The sequence below is a fragment of the Burkholderia sp. AW49-1 genome (assembly GCF_053427845.1).
Genome location: NZ_JBSAXF010000034.1, coordinates 1 through 20,401 on the forward strand (window position 1 = coordinate 1; position 20,401 = coordinate 20,401).

5 protein-coding genes are annotated in these 20,401 nt (G+C 74.6%); all 5 read left to right on the forward strand.

What is annotated here, in order from left to right:
- Positions 1-556: phosphopantetheine-binding protein (locus tag ACV22W_RS29535; protein ID WP_448022966.1), on the forward strand; the 556-nt coding region annotated here is incomplete at its 5' end.
- A gap of 1 nt (position 557) precedes the next feature.
- Positions 558-8,222 (forward strand): amino acid adenylation domain-containing protein, encoded by a 7,665-nt coding sequence (locus ACV22W_RS29540; RefSeq protein WP_448022967.1) that lies wholly within the window; start codon positions 558-560, stop codon positions 8,220-8,222.
- A 50-nt stretch (positions 8,223-8,272) separates the two neighbouring features.
- A complete protein-coding gene (locus ACV22W_RS29545; protein ID WP_448022968.1) occupies positions 8,273-19,339 on the forward strand; it encodes an amino acid adenylation domain-containing protein in 11,067 nt (3,688 codons plus the stop codon).
- Entirely contained in the window at positions 19,329-20,099 is a 771-nt protein-coding gene (locus ACV22W_RS29550) for an SDR family NAD(P)-dependent oxidoreductase (RefSeq protein WP_152863419.1), read from the forward strand. Before ACV22W_RS29545 ends, ACV22W_RS29550 begins: the two co-directional genes overlap by 11 nt.
- A gap of 72 nt (positions 20,100-20,171) precedes the next feature.
- The gene (locus ACV22W_RS29555) at positions 20,172-20,393 is read left to right on the forward strand and encodes an MbtH family protein (protein WP_152863421.1); all 222 of its coding nucleotides are present in this window, start codon (positions 20,172-20,174) and stop codon (positions 20,391-20,393) included.
- Positions 20,394-20,401: the final 8 nt, after the last annotated feature.

Here is a 20,401-nt window from a genome sequence, read left to right on the forward strand (position 1 = left end):
CAACGCACGACTCGTCGCTTATGCCACGCCGGCGAGCGACGCGCTCGACCCCGTCGCGCTGCGCGGTCATCTCGCCGCCCGCCTGCCGGCTCACATGATCCCCGCGCACGTCGTCGTTCTCGATGCGCTGCCACTCACCGTCAACGGCAAGCTCGACCGCCGCGCGCTGCCGCGGCCCGAAGCCGTGGTCGACGACGCTCACCGCGAGCCGCCCGCCACACCCACCGAACGCATGCTCGCCGACATCTGGGCCCGCGTCCTCGGCCGCGAACCGGCCCGCCACGACAGTTTCTTCGCGCTCGGCGGCGACAGCATCGCGTCGCTCAAGGCGCTAAACGCGGCGCGTGTCGCGACGGGCCTCGATCTGCCGCTGCAAGGGATGTTCATGCAGCCGACGCTGCATGCGCTCGCCGCGTGGATCGATGCGCTCGCGGCCGACGCGCGCGAAGCGGGCGCTTCGACGCCCACGCCGGTGCGCCGCGCAGCGCGCGTACGGGCGCGAATTTCCGCCGGGCCGGACGGCTCGCACCTCACGACCCTCGACAAAGCCCTTTGAGATGACGCAAACGAACCGCGATCCGCTCGACACGCACGACGTCTTCGTCTTTCCGCAATCGCGCGCGCAGCGGCGCCTGTGGATGCTGGCGCAGCTCGACCCGGACTCAACCGCCTACGCGATCCCGCTCGCGCTGCGTATCGTCGGCCCGCTCGACGCCGGCGCGCTCGCACGCAGCCTCGACGCGCTCGTGCGCCGCCACGAAATCCTGCGCACGAGCTACGGCGCGGTCGACGGCCAGCCGATGCAGTTCGTGCACCCGCACGCCCCCTTCGAGCTGGCGCGCGAACCGCTCGTGCGCGACGCGCTGCACGCGCGCCTCGCCGCTGAAGCGGCGACACCGTTCGACCTGCACCGCCCGCAGATGCTGCGCGCGACGCTGTTCGCGCTCGCACCGGACGAGCACGTGCTGTCGCTGGTGATCCATCACATCGCGTGCGACGGGTGGTCGCTCGACCGGATCGTCGGCGAGCTAGATGCGCAATACGCGTTCGAAACCGGCGGCGACGCGAGCGCGCCCGACGAGCCCGAACTCCAGTACGGCGACTACGCGACCTGGGAAGAAGAAGCCGGCGACGCGTTGACGGCCGACGTCGATTTCTGGGCAAGCCGGCTCGCACCGCTCGCGCCGTTGCCGTTCCCGCGCACGGCCGTACCGGCCGTACCGGCCGTACCGACCGCTCGGCGCGCGGTGCCCGGACGGACGACGCAGCGCCCGCTCGCCACGCTGCACGCCGGGCGTATCGAGCAATGTGCGCGCGAAGCGGACACGACGCCGTTCGTCGTGCTGCTCGCCGCGTTCGCCGCGCTGCTGCATCGCGCGAGCGGCGCGACGCGGCTTGCGATCGGCACGCCGGTCGCGAACCGGCTGCGCCCGGAATTCGAGCCGATGATCGGCTTCTTCGCGAATACGCTCGTGCTCGACGTCGACCTGTCGGGCGAGCCCGATTTCGCGACGCTGGTCGCGCGCTGCCGCGGCGTCGTGCTGGAAGCGTTCGCGCATTCGCGCGCGCCGTTCGACGAGGTCGCGCGGCGGCATGCGCGCGACGCGGTCGACACGCCGCTGTTCCACGCGCTGTTCGCGCTGCAGAGCGCACCGCTGCGCGCGCCGACGCTCGGCACGCTGTCGCTCGAGGTCGTGCCCGTGTATCCGGCCACCGCGAAATTCGACCTGACGATGATGCTGGAGCCGCGTGCGAATGGGCTGCATGCGGCGCTCGAGCATCGCTGCGACGTGCTCGATGCGCCGACCGCCGACGCGTGGCTCGCCAGCTTCGCCGACCTGCTCGACGCGGCGTTGGATGACCCGCTCGCGCCGATCGCGCGGCTGCCGCTGCCGGGGCTCGCGGCCCCGCAGCCTGCGTCCGCCGCGCCGGCCTCCGACGCAGCGGCGCCCGACGCAACGGCAGACAGCCACGCCGACGCGTCCCCGACGCCACCCGCTACCGCGACCGAGCAGGCGCTCGCCGAGGTCTGGGCCCGCATCCTGGGGCGCGAGCCCGGCAGCGACGACAACTTCTTCTCGCTCGGCGGCGACAGTCTGAGCGCGCTGCGCGCGATCGTCGAGGCGCGCGGGAAGGGGCTGCACCTGACGCCCGGCCAGATGCTCGGCGGCGCCACCCTGCGCGCGCTCGCCGACGAACTCGATCGCGCGCCGCGCGACCACGCGCCGCTGGCCGCACCGCACGCGGCCGGCGAGCCGCACGCGGATGCCCCGCTGCCACCGACGCCGATCGTCGCGTGGTTCGCGCAGCTCGGCCTGGCCGAGCCGAATCACTGGGCGCAGACGATCGTCGTCGAGACGACCCACGCGATCGCGCCCGGGCCGCTGCGCGACGCGTTGCGGCAACTGGCCGCGCGGCACGCGGCGCTGCGCCAGCGCGTGACGCTCGACGCAGGCCGCGCGAGCGTCACCTTCGCGCCGGACGACGGCGATGGCGGCCGGCCGATCGAAACCGAACACTTCCCGCTGGACGGGTGCACGGCCGCGAACGACGACGACGCGCGTGCGATCGTCACGTCGCTCGCCGCGCGACTCGACCTGCGCAATGGCCCGCTCGCGCGCGCCGCGCTGATCCACCGCGACGGCGCACCGGCGCTGCTCGCGCTCGCCGTGCATCACGTCGCCGTCGACGCGTTCTCGTGGTCGGTGCTGCTGCATCAGCTCGCCGCATCGCTCGCGGGCGACGTGCCGCCGCCGGCTCCGGCCGTGTCGCTCGCGGACTGGCATCGCGCGGCGAGCGTCGCCGCGCTGGCGGCCGACCCTGCGCCGTGGCTCGCGCTCGCCGCAGGCGGCTTCGCGGCGCTGCCGACGCGCGCGCCGGCCCCGGGCCTCGAAGCCGATACGCGGGTCGACACGTGGCGGCTGTCGCCGCGACAGACCGCGCGCCTGCTCGACGCCGGCCCGGGCGGCCGGCGTTCGCGCACCCAGGCGATCCTGATCGCGTCGCTGTGCGCGGCGCTCGCGCCCGCACTCGACAGCGAGCGCGTCGCGCTGACGCTCGAACATCACGGCCGGGACGGCGAATACGGCGTCGACGCATCGTCGCTCGTCGGCTGGTTCACCGCGCTCAGCCCGCTCGTACTCGACGGCTGCCTGCGGAACGACGCGCCGCTCGACCTGCTCGCGCGCGCCGCCCACGCACTCGCCGCGCTCGCGCCGCGCCGCCACGAATACGGCCTCGCGCGCTGGCTCGGCGCCTCGACCGACGCACGGCAACGCCTCGACGCCGCCGGCCTGCCCGAGATCAGCTTCAACTTCCTCGGCGTGATCGGCCGCCCGGCGAACGGCGCGTTCGCGTTGCGTCCGGACCTGATCGCCGGCGAGCGCGGCGCGATGAACCGCCGCAGCTTCACGCTCGACGTGGTCGCGAGCGTGATCGACGGCGAGCTGCGGATGGACTGGCGCTATGCGCCGCAGGTGCTCGATCCGCAGCGCGTGCACGACGCAGCGCAGCGCTGGATCGCGCGGCTCGACGCGCTGCTCGATGCGATCGCCGCCGCGCCACGGCTCGCGGCCGACCATCCGCTCGCACGCGTCGCGCAGCGCGAGATGGACGAACTGGCGCCCGAGGTCGCCCACGCGGCGATGCTGGCCAGCCTCACGCCGCTGCAGGAAGGCATGCTGTTCGAGACGAGCATTCATCGCGACTCGCGCGCATTCCACGAGCAGATCACGGCCGTCGTCGACGGCCCGCTCGACCTGCCGCGCTTCGCGGCCGCCTGGCAGGCGATGCTCGCGCGGCACGACGCGTTGCGCGCGGGCTTCGTCGCGCGTGCGGGCGGCCGGCCGATCCAGTTCGTCGACGCACAATCGACGCTGCCCGTCGCATGGCTTGACTGGTCCGACGCCGCCACGCCCGCCGCGCAGGACGCACGGCTCGCGCAATGGCTGCGCGACGACGCCGCGCGGCCGTTCGACCTCGCGCGCCCGCCGCTGATGCGGCTGACGATCGCGACGCTCGGCCCGCAGCGGCATCGCTGGCTGTGGAGCTTCCATCACATCCTGCTCGACGGCTGGTCGATCCCGGTGTTCTTCCGCGAGCTGATCGCGATCTATACGGGGCGCGACGCGGCGCTGCCCGCGCCGCGCCGGTTCGCCGACCATCTCGCGTGGCTGGCGCTGCGCGCGCCGGGTGCGACGCACGAAGCGTGGCGCGCCCGCCTCGCGGGGCTCGCGCCCGCCCGCCTCGCCGCTCCCGCGCGCGGGCCGGCGCGCCAGGCGCGCCACGACGTCGCGCTGACGCACGCAGCGAGCGACGCGATCGAGCGGCTCGCGCGTGACGCGGGCGTGACGCCGAGCACTGTGTTCGACGCCGCGTGGGCGCTGCTGCTCGCGCGCAGCGGCGTCGGCGCCGACGTCGCGTTCGGCGTCACGTTGTCGGGCCGCTCGAGCGGTGCGCCGGGCGCCGACGCGATGATCGGCCTGTTCATCAACACGCTGCCGCTGCGCGTGACGCTCGCGCCGGCACAGACCGTGCGCGCGCTGCTCGCGCGTGTGCAGCAGGCGCTCGCCGAGCTGCACGCGAGCGAGCACGAGCGCCTGTCCGACATCCTGCGCGCGGCCGGCGCGGACACGAACGAGCTGTTCGATACGCTCGTCGTGTTCGAGAACTATCCGGTCGAAGGCGACTTCGCCGCGCCCGACGGCCTCGTGTTCGCGCGGCCCGACTATCACGAGCACACGAATTACCCGGTCACGCTCGCGATCATTCCCGGCGAGCGCTTCGCGCTGCGGCTCGAATACGACGCGAACCGCTATCCGGACCCGCAGGCGGCGGCGCTCGTCGACCGGCTCGCGCGGCTCGTCGAGCGGTTCGCCGCGACGCCGGACGCGACGCTGGCCGAAGTGGGTGACGAGCCGGCCGCGCGGCCCGACACCGTGCCGAGCGCGCCCGCCCGGCACGATGGCGCGGCACCCGAAGCGCCGCTCGCGCATGCGCTGTTCGAGCGCACTGCCGCGCGCCAGCCGGACGCGCCCGCGCTGATCACGCCGGCGGCCACGCTGACCTACGCGGCGCTCGCGCAGCGCGCCAGCACCATCGCCGCGCACTTGCGCCGGCTCGGTGCCGGGCCGGAGACGGTCGTCGGGATGATGCTGCCGCGCGGCGCGAACGCGATCGCCGCGCTGCTCGGCATCCTGAAGGCGGGCGCCGCGTATCTGCCGCTCGATCCGCACTATCCGCCGGCGCGCCTGAGCTACATGCTGCGCGACGCCGGTGCGCGCTTCGTGCTCGTCCCGGACGACGCAACGCCGCCCGATGCGGACGGTGTCGTCGCGCTGCGCGTCGCGGGCCTGCTCGATGCCGCCGGCGACCTGTCGGAAGGGGAAGCGGACGCACCGCCGCTGCCGTCATCGAGCCTCGCATACGTGATCTACACGTCCGGCTCGACCGGCGAGCCGAAAGGCGTCGGCGTCACGCACGCGGGCATCGCGAACATGTGCCGCGCGATGCACGCGGGGTTCGCGGTCGACGCGGGTAGCCGCATCTTCCTGTTCCCGCCGCTCACGTTCGACGCGTCGGTCGCGGAGATCTTCACCGCACTGTCGAGCGGCGCCGCACTCGTGCTGCCGCCGGAAGGCGCGAAGCAGAGCGGCACATCGGACGCGCTGCTCGACGCCGCCCGCACGGGCCGCGTCACGCACGTCACGTTGCCGCCGTCGCTCCTCGCGGCGCTCGACGACGCCGCGCTCGCCGGCGTCGAAACGATCGTCGCCGCCGGCGAGGCCGCGCCCGCCGGGCTGCTCGCGCGCTGGGCGCGCGGCCGGCGCGTCGTCAATGCGTACGGGCCGAGCGAAGCGACCGTCTGCGCGAGCCTGCATGTCTGCGACGCGCACGAGCCGCTGCCGCCGATCGGGGCGGGCATCGACGGCGTGCGGACCGTCGTGCTCGACGAATGGCTCGGGGTGGCGCCGATCGGCGTCGCCGGCGAGATCTGCGTCGGCGGGCCCGCGCTTGCGCGCGGCTATCTCGGCCGCGCCGGGCTCACCGCCGCGAGCTTCGTGCCGGACCCGACGTCGGGCGAGCCCGGCGCGCGCCTGTACCGGACCGGCGACCGCGGCGTCAGGCTCGCCGACGGTTCGATCCGCTATCTCGGCCGCGCGGGCGGCCACGTGAAGCTGCGCGGCTACCGGATCGATCCGGACGGCATCGCCGGCGTGCTGCTGCGCGATCCGGCGGTGCGCGAGGCGCTGGTCGACGTGACGGAAACCGGACGTCGCCCGGAACTGACCGCGTTCGTGATGCCGCGCGACGCCGCCGGGTTCGACGCCGACGCGCTGCGCGCACGGGCCGCGCATTCGCTCGCGCCGCACGAAGTGCCGGCGCGCTTCGTCGCCGTGACGGCATGGCCGCTCACGGCGTCGGGCAAGATCGATCGCGCGGCGCTGCGCGAGGCGCACGCGCCCGCGCCGCGCACGGCCGATGACGCAACGGCCGATACTGCGGCGGCCGACGCGCCGCGCGACGACGTCGAGCGCTGGGTGCGCGACGCGTTCCGCCAGGTGCTCGGCGTACCCGATGCGCGCGTCGACGACGACTATTTCGTGCTCGGCGGCGACTCGATTCTCGCGTTGCAGGTCGGCGCGACGCTGCTGCGGCACGGTATCCGGGTCGGCGCGGGCGAAGTGCTGGAGCTGCGCACGCCGCGCGCGATCGCCGACCTCTGGCGCGCACGCGACGCGGCGCAGGCGCCGGTGCGCGCGGCCGAGCCGGAACCCGACGCGGCCGACGTGCCGCTCGCGCCGATCCAGCGCTGGTTCCTCGAACGCGGCGCGGCCGGCATCGACGCGCCGCGACGCTTCACGATCGACGTGCGGCTCGCGCTCGCAGCGCCGCTCGATCCCCCCACGCTCGCCCGCACGCTGGCCGCGCTCGCGCTGCGTCACGACGCGCTACGGCTGCGCGTCGAACGGGATGCGAACGGCTGGCGGCAGCGCTATGCGCCGCGCGACGGCGCCGCACTGCTGCCGCTTTCGATCGCGCCCGCCGCGCTCGCCGACGACGCGGCGCTCGGCGCGTACGCGGCCGCGTTGCAGGCGACGCTCGATCCGGTGCGCGGCCCCGTCGCGCATGCCGCGTACGTGCCGCAGGGCCCGAGCGGCACGCCGGAGTTGATCGTCGTCGCCCACCATCTGGTGATGGACGTCGCGTCGTGGCGCATCCTGCTCGCCGATCTCGACGCCTGCCATGGCGCCATCCGGCGCGGCGAACCGCTGCCACCCGCGCCGCGCGCGACGAGCTACCGCCGCTGGAACGACGCGCTCGCCGCGACCGCCAGCGCCCGCGAGACCGAGCGCGGCTTCTGGGAAGCGGTGCTGGCCGCGACGTCACGCGACGCCGCCGACACGCTCGGCGCACCGGGCCGCGTCGACGCGCTCGACGTCGTGCGGCTCGGGTTCGACGCCGAATTCACCGCCCGGCTGAACGGCCCGCTCAACCGGGTGCGCGACACCCGCACGCACGAGCTGCTGCTGGCCGCGCTCGCACACGCATGGCATCGCTGGACCGACGGCGCCGCATTGCAGGTCGACGTCGAAGGCCACGGCCGGCAGGCGCCGGCGGGCATCGACGCCGACGTGTCGCAGACGGTCGGCTGGTTCACCTGCGTCTACCCGCTGCGCCTCGAAGCCGACGACGACTGGGATGCCGCGATCGCCCGCGCGAAGGCGCTGCTGCGCGCGGTACCCGACGGCGGCGTCGGCTTCGGCGTGCTGACGCGGCACGGCACGCTCGCCGATGCGCATCCGCGCGCGGTCAGCTGGAACTATCTCGGCACCGCCGCCGACGGCGACGCCGGCGCGCTGCCCGAACTCGGCGCGCGCGTCGTGGCGGATGGCCTGCCGGACGGCCGCGCGCCCGACGACCCGGTGCTGCATCCGCTCGCGATCGACGCGGCGATCACGGCCGGCGCGCTGTCGATCCGCTTCGCGTACAGCGGTGTGCCGACCGGCGGTACAGACGGTGCGGTGACCGCCCCGCCGCCCGACATCGAACGCCTCGCCGCGCTGACCGACGACGCGCTGCGCGCCTTGTGCGCGCATCTCGCTGCGCAAGCCGCGACGGACCCCGACGCATCGCCTGCCGCGTCGCCGCTTCCCGGCGGCGAGCAGTTGCAGCCTGCCGAACTCGATGCCCTGCTTCTCGACCTCACGGATACAGAATGAGCCAAGCTCAGAACCGCCCCGCCGTTTCCGACCCGCGATCCGTTCCCGCCGTGGAACGCATCATCGGGCTGTCGCCGCTGCAGCGCGGCATGCTGTTTCACGCGCTCGCGGCGCCCGACAGCCCCGCGTATCTCGAGCAGATCGTCTGCCGGCTCGACGGCGACGTCGATCCCGAGCGCTTCCGTGCCGCGCTCGCGGCGCTCGTGCGCCGTCACGAGACGCTGCGCAGCGCGTTCGTCACGCGCGGCCAGTCTGAGCCCCGGCAAGTCGTGTTCACCGATGCGACGGTGCCGCTGACCGTCGAGGACTGGCGCGAGCGCCCCGCCGCCGCCCGCGCCGACGCGCTCGCCCGCTTCGCCGACGAACAGCGCCGGCAGGGCTTCCGGCTGAACCGTCCGCCGCTGATGCGGGTCGCGCTGATCCGCGACGAAGACACGCGCTGGACGCTGGTCTGGACCCACCATCACGTGATCATCGACGGCTGGTCGCTGCCGCTCGTGCTGAAGGATTTCTTCGCGCTCTACGCGGATCCGGCGCACGCGGCGCTGCCCGTCACCGCCCGCTTCGCCGATTACGTCGACTGGCTCGGCGCGCAGGATCGCGCACGAGACGTCGACGCGTGGCGCACGCTGCTGGACGACGCGAGCCTGCCGATGCCGCTCGGCGTCGATCGCCCGGCGCGGCCCGGCGAGGACGGCCGGCGCATGCGCGCGCTGCGCGCCGCGCTGCCCGCGGCCGACGTCGCGCGGCTCGCGGCAACGGCGCGGGTAACCGCCGGCACCGTGCTGATCGGCGCGTGCGCGTTCGTGCTGAGCCGCCTCGCGCGCGCCGGCGAAGCCGTGTTCGGGCTCGTGCTGTCGGGCCGCACCGCGCCGGTCGACGGTATCCAGCAGATGGTGGGGCTGCTCGCGAACACCGTGCCGTTCCGCGTCGCGGTGCCGGACGCACTGAGCGTCGCCGAGTGGCTCGGCGACGTGCAGCGCGGCCAGCACGGCCTGCTGCGGCTCGCGCATTGCGCGCTGCCCGACGTGCGCGACGCGGCCGGCGTCGCGCCGGACCGGCCGCTGTTCGAATGCCTGGTCGCCGTCGACAACTTCCCGCTGCAGGACGCACTCGAATCGGCCGACGTCGGCTTCCGGATCTCGGAGGTCCGGCAGGAAGAGCACACGCACCTGCCGCTGACGCTGAGCTTCGCGCCGGGGCCGGACAGCATCGGCGTGAAGCTCGGCTTCGACGAGGCGCGCATCGACGCGCACGCGGCGCAAGGCGTGCTCGACGCGGTGCTGCATGTCGTGCATGTGTTCGTCGCGCACGCGGCGGCGCCGCTGCGCGACATCGGCCTGCGGCCGCAACGGCCGGCAGCGCCGCCGGTGCCTGCGGTGCCGGCAACCGCCGAACGCCCGACGCCCGCCCTCGGCCTCGGCCTCGGCCTCGGCCTCGCGCAACAGTTTCTCGCGGTCGCTTCCGATGCGGGCGAGCGCATCGCCGTCACGCATCCGGGCGGCCACGCATCCTACGCGCAGCTCGCCGCGCACGCCCGCGCGATCGCCGCGCGGCTGCGCGCGGCCGGCCTCGCGCGCGGCGATCGCGTGGCGCTGCTGCTCGAGCGCGACGCATCGGCCGTCGCGGCGATGCTCGGCGTGCTGCTCGCGGGCGGCTGCTATGTGCCGCTCGACAGCACGCACCCGGACGAACGGCTCGCGTACCTCGTCGCCGACAGCGGCGCGCGCCAGCTGCTCGCCGTGGGTTCGACCGCCGCGCGCGCGCCGCGAGGCTGCGAGCTGCTGCTGATCGACGACGCCGACAGCTGGCCGGCGCCGGCCGACGACACCGCGTTCGAGCCGGTCGAGCGCGATCAGCCGGCCTACGTGATCTACACGTCGGGCTCGACCGGCCAGCCGAAAGGCGTGCTCGTCAGCCACGACAACGTGAGCCGCCTGTTCGCCGTGACGCGCGCACACTTCGGCTTCGGCCCGCACGATACGTGGAGCTGCACGCATTCGTTCGCATTCGACTTCTCCGTCTGGGAGCTGTGGGGCGCGCTGCTGCACGGCGGCCGCGTCGTGATCGCCTCGCGGGAGACCGCGCGCGATCCGCACGCGCTGCTCGCGCTGCTCGACGCCGAGCGCGTGACGATGCTGAGCCAGACGCCGTCGTCGTTCCGGATACTCGACGCGGCCGATGCCGAGCGGCGGCCCGCGCTCGCGCTGCGCCACGTCGTGTTCGGCGGCGAGGCGCTGCATCCGCGCGACCTCGCCGGCTGGATCGCGCGGCGCGGCGACGCGACGCCGCACCTGAACAACCTGTACGGGATCACCGAGATCACCGTGCACGCGACGCTGCGCACGATGCGCGCGCAGGACGTGGACGCCGATGCGTCGCCGATCGGCGAGCCGCTCGCGGACCTGACGATCCGCGTCGTCGACGCGTGCGGCCACGACGTGCCCGACGGCGCGACGGGCGAGATCCTGGTCGGCGGCGCGGGCGTCGCGCTCGGCTACCTGAACCGGCCGGAACTCACCGCGCAGCGCTTCACGGGTGTCGGCGCGGCGCGCGTCTATCATTCCGGCGATCTCGCGCGGCGCGACGCGCACGGCGAACTCGTCTACATCGGCCGCAGCGACGATGCGCTCAAGATCCGCGGCCACCGGATCGAGCCGAACGAAGTCCGCGCGGCGCTGCTCGCGTATCCGGGCGTCGCCGACGCGTTCGTCGCGGCCGAGCGCAGCGATGCGGCGGCCCGGGACGCGCGCCTGTGCGCGTGGTTCGTCGGGCGCCCCGGCGTCACGGTCGACGTCGACGCGCTGCGCCGCCATCTCGACGCGCGGCTGCCCGCGCACGAAGTGCCGTCGTTCCTGATCGCGACGCCCGCGTTCGCGCTGACGTCGAACGGCAAGCTCGACCGGCGCGCGCTGCCCGCGCCGGCCCGCGAGGCGGATGCGCACGTCGCGCCGCGCAACGCCGACGAGGAAGCGCTCGCGGCCGTCTGGCACGAAGCGCTCGGCGTCGACACGGTCGGCGTGCGCGACGACTATTTCGCGCTCGGCGGCGATTCGATCCGCAGTATCCGCGTCGCCGGCCTCGCGCGCGAGCGCGGCTTCGACATCGACATCGCCGACCTGTTTCGGCACCGGACGATCGAGGCGCTGCTGGCCGCGAAGCCGCGCGACGGGCAACACGCGCCCGCGCCGCGCGAAAGCGCGCCGCCGGCCGCGCCGTTCTCGCTGATCGGTGGCGACGAGCGCCGCCGCCTGCCGGCGGATATCGAGGATGCGTACCCGCTCGCGCGCCTGCAGGCCGGCATGCTGCACCACGCCGAATCGGGCGACGAACGGGACCTGTACTACGACGCGATGTGCTTCCACGTGCGGGCCCGCATCGACGTCGAGCGCGTTCCCGCGGCGCTCGACGCGCTCGCCGCCGCGCATCCGGTGCTGCGCACGCGCTTCCTGCTCGACAACGTCGAGCGGCCGCTGCAGCTCGTCCATGCGCGCGCGACGCCGCGCTGGGATCTCGAGGACCTGAGCGCGCTCGACCCGCTCGAACGCGAACGCCGCTTCACCGGCCTGCTCGAGCGGCTGCGCGCCGAGCGCTGCGACCCGCGGCAGCCGTCGCCGCTACGCATCGTGCTGCAGGCGCTCGGCGGCGACGATTGGCAGATCGGCATCGCGTTCCATCACGCGATCCTCGACGGCTGGAGCGTCGCGCGGTTGCTCGCCGATTTCGCGACGCTGGTCGGCGGCGGCGAGCTCGTCGCGCCGGCCACGCCGTATCGCGAATTCGTGCGGCTGGAGCAAGCCGCGCTCGACGACGCCGAGACGCGCCGCTTCTGGACCGAACGGCTGGCCGGCGCGCCGGCCGCCGCGCTGCCGCGCTGGCCGCATCCGGCGCGCGATTTGCAGTCGCCGCGCGCCGGCCGGCACGATCGCGCGCTGCCGGACGCGACCGTCGCCGCGCTGCGCGCGCATGCGGAGCGCCACGGGCTGCCGCTCAAGGCGCTGCTGCTGGCGATCCACCTGCAGGTGCTGTCGTTCGCGAGCGGTGCGCGCGACGTCGTGACGGGCCTCGTGTCGAACGGCCGCCCGGAGCAGGCGGACGGCGCGGCGATGGTCGGCCTGTTCCTGAACACGCTGCCGTTCCGGCTCGCCGTCGACGCGCGCGACTGGACGGCGCTCGCGCGCGCGGTCGCCGCCGCCGAAGCCGACGTGTTCGCGCATCGCCGCTATCCGATGGCCGCGATCGCGGGCCTGCGCGCGCCGCTGCGCACGCCGCTGTTCGACACGTCGTTCAATTTCGTCGATTTCCATGCGTACGACGCGTTGCGGCGCGACGGCGCGCTGACCGTCCTCGAGGCGCGCAGCCACGAGGCGGTCGAGATTCCGTGCGCGACGACGTTTGCGGTCACGCGCACGAACGAGGGCGCGCGCGGGCTGACGGTGTCGCTGTCCTACGACCGCGATGCATTCTCCGACGCGCAGGCGGCATGGCTTGCGGATGGCTACGTGCAGGCGGCCGCGCATTTCGCGGCGCGGCCGGACGATGCCGCCACGCGCTTCGCCGCGGCCGACGACGCCGTGCTGCGCGCGTCGCGCGGCGAGCCGGCCGCCGTGCCGGCGGGCGACCTGCTCGCGCGCGTGCGCGCCACCGCACACGCGCATCCGCGACGCTGCGCGGTGCGCGGCGTCGACGATGCACTCGACTTCGACGCGCTCGACGCCGCGTCGGACGCGCTCGCCGCGCGTCTGGTCGCGCGCGGCATCGGCGCGGACGCGGTCGTCGCGATCGCGCTCGCGCCGGGCGACGTGCGCCTCGCGGTCGCGCTCGTCGGCGTACTGAAGGCGGGCGGCGCGTATTGCCTGCTCGACGTCGGCCGCCTGCCGGCCGCGCGGCTGCAGATGACGCTCGACGATGCGCGGCCCGTGCTCGTCGTCGCGACCGAAGCGACGGCCGCGCAGTTGCCGGCGCCGCGCGCCGACCTGCTGCTGCTCGACGACTTCCGCGCCGATGCCGCGCAGGCCGGCGCCGCGCCGATCGCGCGCGACGTGCCGGATAGCGCGCTCGCGTACCTCGTCTTCACATCGGGCTCGACCGGACGACCGAAGCCGATCGCCGTGTCGCGCGGCGCGCTCGCGAACCACATGCACTGGATGGCGCGCCGCTTCCCGCTCGACGCCACGGACGTCGTGCTGCAGAAAACGCCGGTGAGCTTCGACGCGTCGGTGTGGGAATTTTGGGCGCCGCTCGCGAGCGGCGCGACGCTCGCGCTCGCGCCCGCCGACGCGTCGCGCGACGTGAACGCGCTGGCCGACGCGGCCGAGCGCAGCGGCGCGACGGTCGTACAGCTCGTGCCGAGCCTGCTCGACGTGATCCTCGACGATCCGGCCGCGCTCGCCCGGCTGCGGCGCGTGACGCGCGTGTTCGTCGGCGGCGAGGCGCTGCGCGGCGCGACGGCCGAACGCTTCCGGCACGCATGGCGCGCGCAGTTGGTCAACCTGTACGGCCCGGCCGAGGCGACGATCGACGCGATGAGCGGCGTGGTCGTCGAGCGGGACAGCGCAACGGACGCAGGCGAGCTCGCGTCGCCGTCGCTCGGCACGCCGATCGACAACGTCGACGTATTCCTGCTCGACGCGCAGATGGAGCCGGTGCCGGCGGGCGTCGCGGGCGAAATCTGGATCGGCGGCGCGGGGCTCGCGCGCGGCTATCACGGCCGCCCCGGCGAAACCGCGCGGCGGTTCCGGCCCGACCCGCTGCCGGGCGCGGCCGGCGGCCGCCTGTACCGTACCGGCGACCTCGCACGCCGCCTGCCCGACGGCCGGCTCGACTATCTCGGCCGCAGCGATCACCAGCTGAAGCTGCGCGGCTGGCGTGTCGAGCCAGGCGAGATCGAAAGCCTGCTCGCGACGCACCCGGCCGCGCGGCGCTGCGCGGTGCTGCCGCGCGCGATGCCGGACGGCAGCGTACGGCTCGTCGCGTGGATCGAGCGGCACGCCGATGCCGCCAGTACTGCCGGCGATATCGCGCCGGCCGACTACCGGCGCTTCCTCGGCGAGCGGCTGCCCGCGTCGCTCGTGCCGGGCGCGTTCGTCGAGACGGCCGACTGGCCGCTGCTGCCGAACGGCAAGACCGACCGCAACGGTTTTCCGTCCGTCGATCCGGCGGGCGATGCCGCCGGCCGCGCCGCGCCGTCGCGCGCGCCCGCCACGCCGGTCGAGCAGATGCTCGCGGACATCTGGCGCGAGCTGCTGCCCGGCGTCGGCGCGATCGGCGTCGACGACGACTTCCTCGCGCTCGGCGGCGACTCGATCGTCAGCCTGCAGGTGAGCGCGCGCGCCCGCCAGCGCGGCTGGCAAGTCTCGCCGCGCGACGTGTTCGAGCACCCGACGATCGCCGCGCTCGCGCGCATCGCGGTGCTGGCCGGCGCCGAGACCGAGGCCGCCACGCAACCGGGCCCGGTGCCGCTTACGCCCGCGCAGGCGCGCTTCTTCGCGCTGCGCCAGCCGGCGCCCGCGCACTGGAATCAGGCGCTGATGCTCGAGGTGCCGGGCGAACTCGCCGACGACACGGTGCGCGACGCGCTCACCGCGGTCGTCGCCGCGCACGACGTGTTTCGCGTGCGCTTCACGATCGGCGACGCGGGCGTCACGCAGGAACTGCTGGCCGACACGGCGGCGCCCCACGCCTGGTTCCGCACCGCGCGCGTGTCGGCCGACGGCGCGCTTGCCGAGCTCGCCACGCTGGCCCGCGACGCGCAGCGCAGCCTCGACCTCGCCGCGCCGCCGCTGTTCCGCGCGCTCCACGTGCGCGGCTTCGTGGACGGCTCCGCGCGCCTCTTGCTCGTGATGCACCACCTGATCGTCGACGGCGTGTCGTGGCGCGTGCTGACGAGCGACCTGCACGACGCGCTGCACGCGCGGCCGGTCGCCGTGCCGCCGTCCGGCTTCGTCGCCTGGGCGCGCGCGCAGGCGACGATCGCGCTCGACGATGCCGAACGGCGCTACTGGCACGAGACCGCGCCGCGCATCGCACGTGCGGGCCGGCTCGCGCCGGCCGGCGCGGCGCGCTACGCGGACCTGCGCACCGTCGAGCACGCGCTCGACGCCGACGCGACGACGCGCCTGCTGCAGCACGCGGCGACGCGGCTGCACGCGAGCGCGCAGGAACTCCTGCTCGCCGCGCTCGCGACGGCGCTCGCCGACGCGGCCCGTGCGGACAGCATCGGCGTGACGGTCGAGCACCACGGCCGCGGCGACGGCTCGGACGCGGCGCTCGTGCGCGCGCTCGGCTGGTTCACGACGCTCTACCCGCTCGCGATCGAGCGGCTCGACGCGCCGTCGCCGCTCGCACGCCTGCGTGCGGCGAAGGATGCGCTGCGCGCGGTGCCCGCGCACGGCCGCGGCTACGGACGGCTGCAAGACGCGGCAGGGCCGGGCGATCCGCTCGCGACGTGCGCGTTGCCCGACGTCTGCTTCAACTATCTCGGCCAGACCGACGGCGCGCTGCCGAGCGCATCGCGCATCCGGCTCGCCGACGAAGACAGCGGCCCGATCGCCGCCGACGACAACGATCGCGGCTTCGCGCTCGACGTGGTGTCGTTCGTCGCGAGCGGCCGGCTCGTCGTGCGCTGGAACTACGACGCGCGGCGCTTCGACAATGACGCGGCGCGCGCCATGGCCGATCGTGCGCAGGCCGAGCTGCACGCGCTGCTCGCCGCGAGCGACGCGCGGCACGCGGCGGCGCCGAGCGATTTCCCGCTCGCGAGCGTGCCGGCGGATGCGCTGCCGGCGCTGCTCGACGCCGAGCCGCCCGTCGTCGACATCTGGAGCCTGACGTCGACCCAGCAGGGGATGCTGTATCACGCGCGCGCCGCCGACGCGGCGGCGGGCGTCTACCTCGAGCAGATCGTCGCGGCGGTCGACGGCGAGTGCGACCCGGCGCGCCTCGCACGCGCGTGGTCGCACGTCTATGCGCGGCACGACGCGCTGCGCGTGAGCTTCGCGTGGCGCGATCTCGACGAGCCGGTGCAGCGCGTGCACGCGCCGCAGCCGCTCGCGCTCGACATCCGCGAGATCGGCGCGCATGACGACGCCGAGCAGGCGCTCGCCGCGTTCCTCGCCGAGGATCGCGCCCGCGGCGTCGATCTCGCGCGGCCACCGCTGATGCGCGTCACGCTGCTGCGCCGCGACGGCGCGCCGTGGCGTCTCGTGTGGACCCATCATCACGCGCTGCTCGACGGCTGGTCGATGGCGATCCTGCTCGGTGAAGTCGCGCACTGCTATGCGACGGACGCGGCCGGCCGCGCGCCGTCACTGCCCGCCGCGCCGTCGTACGGGCGTTTCGTCGCCGCGCGGCGGCGCGCGCAGCAGGACCTGCGCGACGCCGAGGCATTCTGGCGCGCGACGCTCGGCCCGCGCCAAGCCCCGCTCGATCTCGGTCTCGCGCCCGCCGCCACCGGCGCGGCCGCGCACGCCACGCCGCCGGGCGCGGTGCGCCGCCGGCTGTCGCCCGCGCTGACGGCCGCGCTGAACGCCGTCGCCGCGCGCGAGCGCGTGACGCTCAACACCGTGATCGAGGGCGCGTATGCGCTCTTGCTGTCGCGGCTTGCGCGCACCCGCGACGTGACGTTCGGCGTCACGTTCGCCGGGCGCGGCGCCGACGTGCCCGACGTCGAGCGCATGGTCGGCGCGCTGATCTCGACGCTGCCCGTGCGCGTCGACTGCCGCCCCGCGCTGCCCGTCGGCACGTTCCTGCGCCGGCTGTTCGCCGCCCAGTCGGCGGTGGCGCGGCACGAGCACTGCAGCCTCGTCGACGTCCAGCGATGGAGTGGCGCGAGCGCGCAGCAGCCGCTGTTCGACAGCGTGTTCGTCTACGAGAACTATCCGCTCGACCGCGATGCGGGCGCACACGCACACGCGGGCGGCCTGCGCATCGGCGCGATCGAAGCGAACGAGGCGTCGAACTATCCGCTGATGCTGTACGTGAAGCCGAACGCGGACGGTCTCGTCATCGACGCCGTGCACGACACGGCGCGGCTGCCCGCCGCGCGCGCGAACGCCCTGGTCGACGCACTCGTCGAGCTGGCCGCCGGCATCGCGGAGGGGCGCGGCGATACGATCGGCGCGCTCGCCGCTCATGTATCCGAAGTCGCGCCGGCCGCGGCTGTACCGCACGCCGACGCCCACGCCAATGCCAACGCCGACGCGCTGATCGACCTGTTCGCCGACGCACTCGACGCCGCGCCGGACAGCGAGGTTCGCGGACCGGACCGCACGGTCACGCGCGCCACGCTGTTCGCCGAGGCGGGCGCGCTCGCCGAACGGCTCGCGGCGGCCGGTGCAGGTCCCGGCGCGACGGTCGCCGTGTGTCTGCCGCGCGGGGTCGATCTGCTCGCCGCACTGGTCGGCACGCTGCTCGCCGGTGCCGCCTATGTGCCGATCGATCCGCTGCTGCCCGCCGAGCGGCGCGCGATGATGCTCGCCGATGCGAAGCCGGTCGCGATCGTCGCGCATCCGGACGCCGGCTTCGATGAAGCAGGCGTGCAGGTCATCGCGCCGTCGGGCGCCGGCGCCGCCTTGACGAGCGGCGTCGCGACTGCCGCCCACGCCGCACTCACCCGAGCGCCACGCCTGCATCCGGACGCGCTCGCGTACACGATCTTCACGTCGGGCAGCACGGGCCGCCCGAAAGGCGTCGACGTGCGCCGCGGCGGCCTCGCCAACCTGCTGCGCAGCTTCGCCGCGCGCTTCCCGCTCGGCGCGGACGACGTGCTGACGAGCGTGACGACCGTGTCGTTCGACATCGCGGCGCTGGAACTCTTCCTGCCGCTCGTGACCCGCGCGCACCTCGCGATCGCGTCCGCCGAGACGGCCGCGAACGGCGTGGCGCTCGCGCGCGCGCTCGCCGAGCAGCGGACCACCGTGCTGCAGGCGACGCCGCTCACGTGGCGCCTGCTGCTGTCCGCCGACTGGCGTCCGCAGCCGGGCTTTCACGCGTGGTGCGGCGGCGAGGCGCTGCCGGCCGATCTGGCCGGCGCATTGCTCGCGCGCGGCGTCGCGCTGTTGAACGTGTACGGGCCGACCGAGACGACGATCTGGTCGGCGGCGCAACCGGTCGCCGACGCAGCCACGGCCGCCCGCATCGGCGGCGCGCTCGACGCGACGCGGCTGCGCGTCGTCGATGCGGACGGCCACGAAACGCCGCCCGGCGTGGTCGGCGAGCTGACGATCGCGGGCGCGGGCCTCGCGCAGGGCTATACGCGCGCGCCGGGCCGCACCGCGCGCAGCTTCCGCCCCGATCCGCTGTCGCCCGAACCCGGTGCCCGCCTGTACGCGACGGGCGACCTCGCGGTGCGCGGCGAGGACGGCACGCTGCTGCTGCTCGGCCGCGCGGACGACCAGGTGAAGATCAACGGCTACCGGATCGAGCTCGGCGACGTCGAAGCCCACCTGCGCGCGCTCGACAACGTCGCCGATGCGGCCGCGACGGTGCGGCGCGGGCTCGACGGCCGCGCGTGGGGGCTCGAGGCGCATCTGGTGCTGCGCGACCGGGCGCTGCCGTTCGACGACGCGCCGCTGCGCGACGCGCTGGCCCGCCAGTTGCCCGTGTACATGGTTCCGCAGGTGTTCGCGCTGCACGACGCGCTGCCGCGCACCGCGAACGGCAAGCTCGACCGCCGCGCGCTCGCGGCGGCCGCCGCCCCCGCGCGGCCGCCAGCCGCCGCGCCGGCGCGCCAGGCCGTCAACGCGCTCGAGGACATGGTGTGCGCGCTGTGGCGGCGGGTGTTCGACGACGCATCGATCGCGCCCGACAGCGATTTCTTCGAACTCGGCGGCAATTCGCTGCTGCTCACCCGCATCCACGCGCGCGTGATCCAGCTGTTCGGTGTCGAGCCGCCGCTCGGCGACATGCTCGCGAGCCGCACGCCGGCCGACATGGCCGCGCTGATCGAGCGCCACGAAACGTCGCCGGGCGCGGCGGCGAAAGTCGCGGCCGCGTGGCTGCGGCTGCGCGACATGACGCCCGCCGAACGCGACGCGCTGCGCCGCCAGCAGGCGCAGCGAGCGGCAGCACAACCCGCAACCGACGTCATCAACGAGGAAATCAGCGATGCGAATTGAAGGAACCACGGCGCTCGTCACGGGCGCGGCCAGCGGCATCGGCAAGCGCTTCTGCGAGGCGCTGCTCGCGGCGGGCGCGGCGCGCGTGATCGCGCTCGACCACCAGGCGCCCGGCCTGCGCGCACTCGCCGACGCGCTCGCCGCGCCGACGCGGCTGCGCACGATGGCGGTCGACGTCAGCCAGGAACGCGCGGTCGCGGCCGCGATGGCCGAACTCGTCGACGCCGACACGGTGCCCGACCTGCTCGTCAACAACGCGGGCGTGTTGCGCGACGGCCGGCTCGCGACGCTCGACGCGCAGCGCTACGCGCGCAAGCTGCCGACTGCGCAGTGGGGCAGCGTGCTCGGCATCAACCTGACCGGGCCGTTCCTGCTCGCGCGGGAGTTCGTCGCGGCGCGGCTCGAAGCCGGCGCGACGACCGACGGCCTGATCGTCAACATCTCGTCGGTCAGCAGCGCCGGCAACGCGGGGCAGTCGAACTACGCGGCCGCGAAGGCGGGCCTCGACGCGCTGACCCGCACCTGGGCGCTCGAGCTTGCCGAGCACCGCGTGCGCGTCGCGGGCCTCGCGCCCGGCCTCACCGACACGCCGATGGCGGCCACGCTCGACGCCGCGACCCGCGCGCGGCTGATCGACGAGATGCCGCTCAAGCGGATGGTGTCGACCGACGAAATCTGGCTCGGGCTGCGCTTCATCATCGAATGCGACGCGTACGTCGGCCGCACGCTCGCGATCGATGGCGGCGCCGCGTTCGGCTGAGCGCCGGCTCGTGTTTCGCTTCGGATTTCGCTTCGGATAACGGATTTGTTTGATTCAACCAGGAGAACGCAAATGGCAGACCTCGACAATCACGACACCGTCTACACGGTCGTCATCAACGACGAAGAACAGTATTCGATCTGGCCGACCTACCGGCCCGTGCCCGCCGGCTGGCGCGAAGCCGGCAAGACCGGCACCGAGGACGAATGCATCGCCTACGTCGACGAAGTGTGGACCGACATGCGCCCGCTGAGCCTGCGGCGCTTTCTCGAACAAGCGCAGTCGCAGTCGTAAGCGCCGCC

Coding starts and splice junctions, on each gene's coding strand:
- ACV22W_RS29540 (WP_448022967.1), top strand. CDS start 558: ATGACGCAAACGAACCGCGATCCGCTCGACACGCACGACGTCTTCGTC.
- ACV22W_RS29550 (WP_152863419.1), top strand. CDS start 19,329: ATGCGAATTGAAGGAACCACGGCGCTCGTCACGGGCGCGGCCAGCGGC.
- ACV22W_RS29555 (WP_152863421.1), top strand. CDS start 20,172: ATGGCAGACCTCGACAATCACGACACCGTCTACACGGTCGTCATCAAC.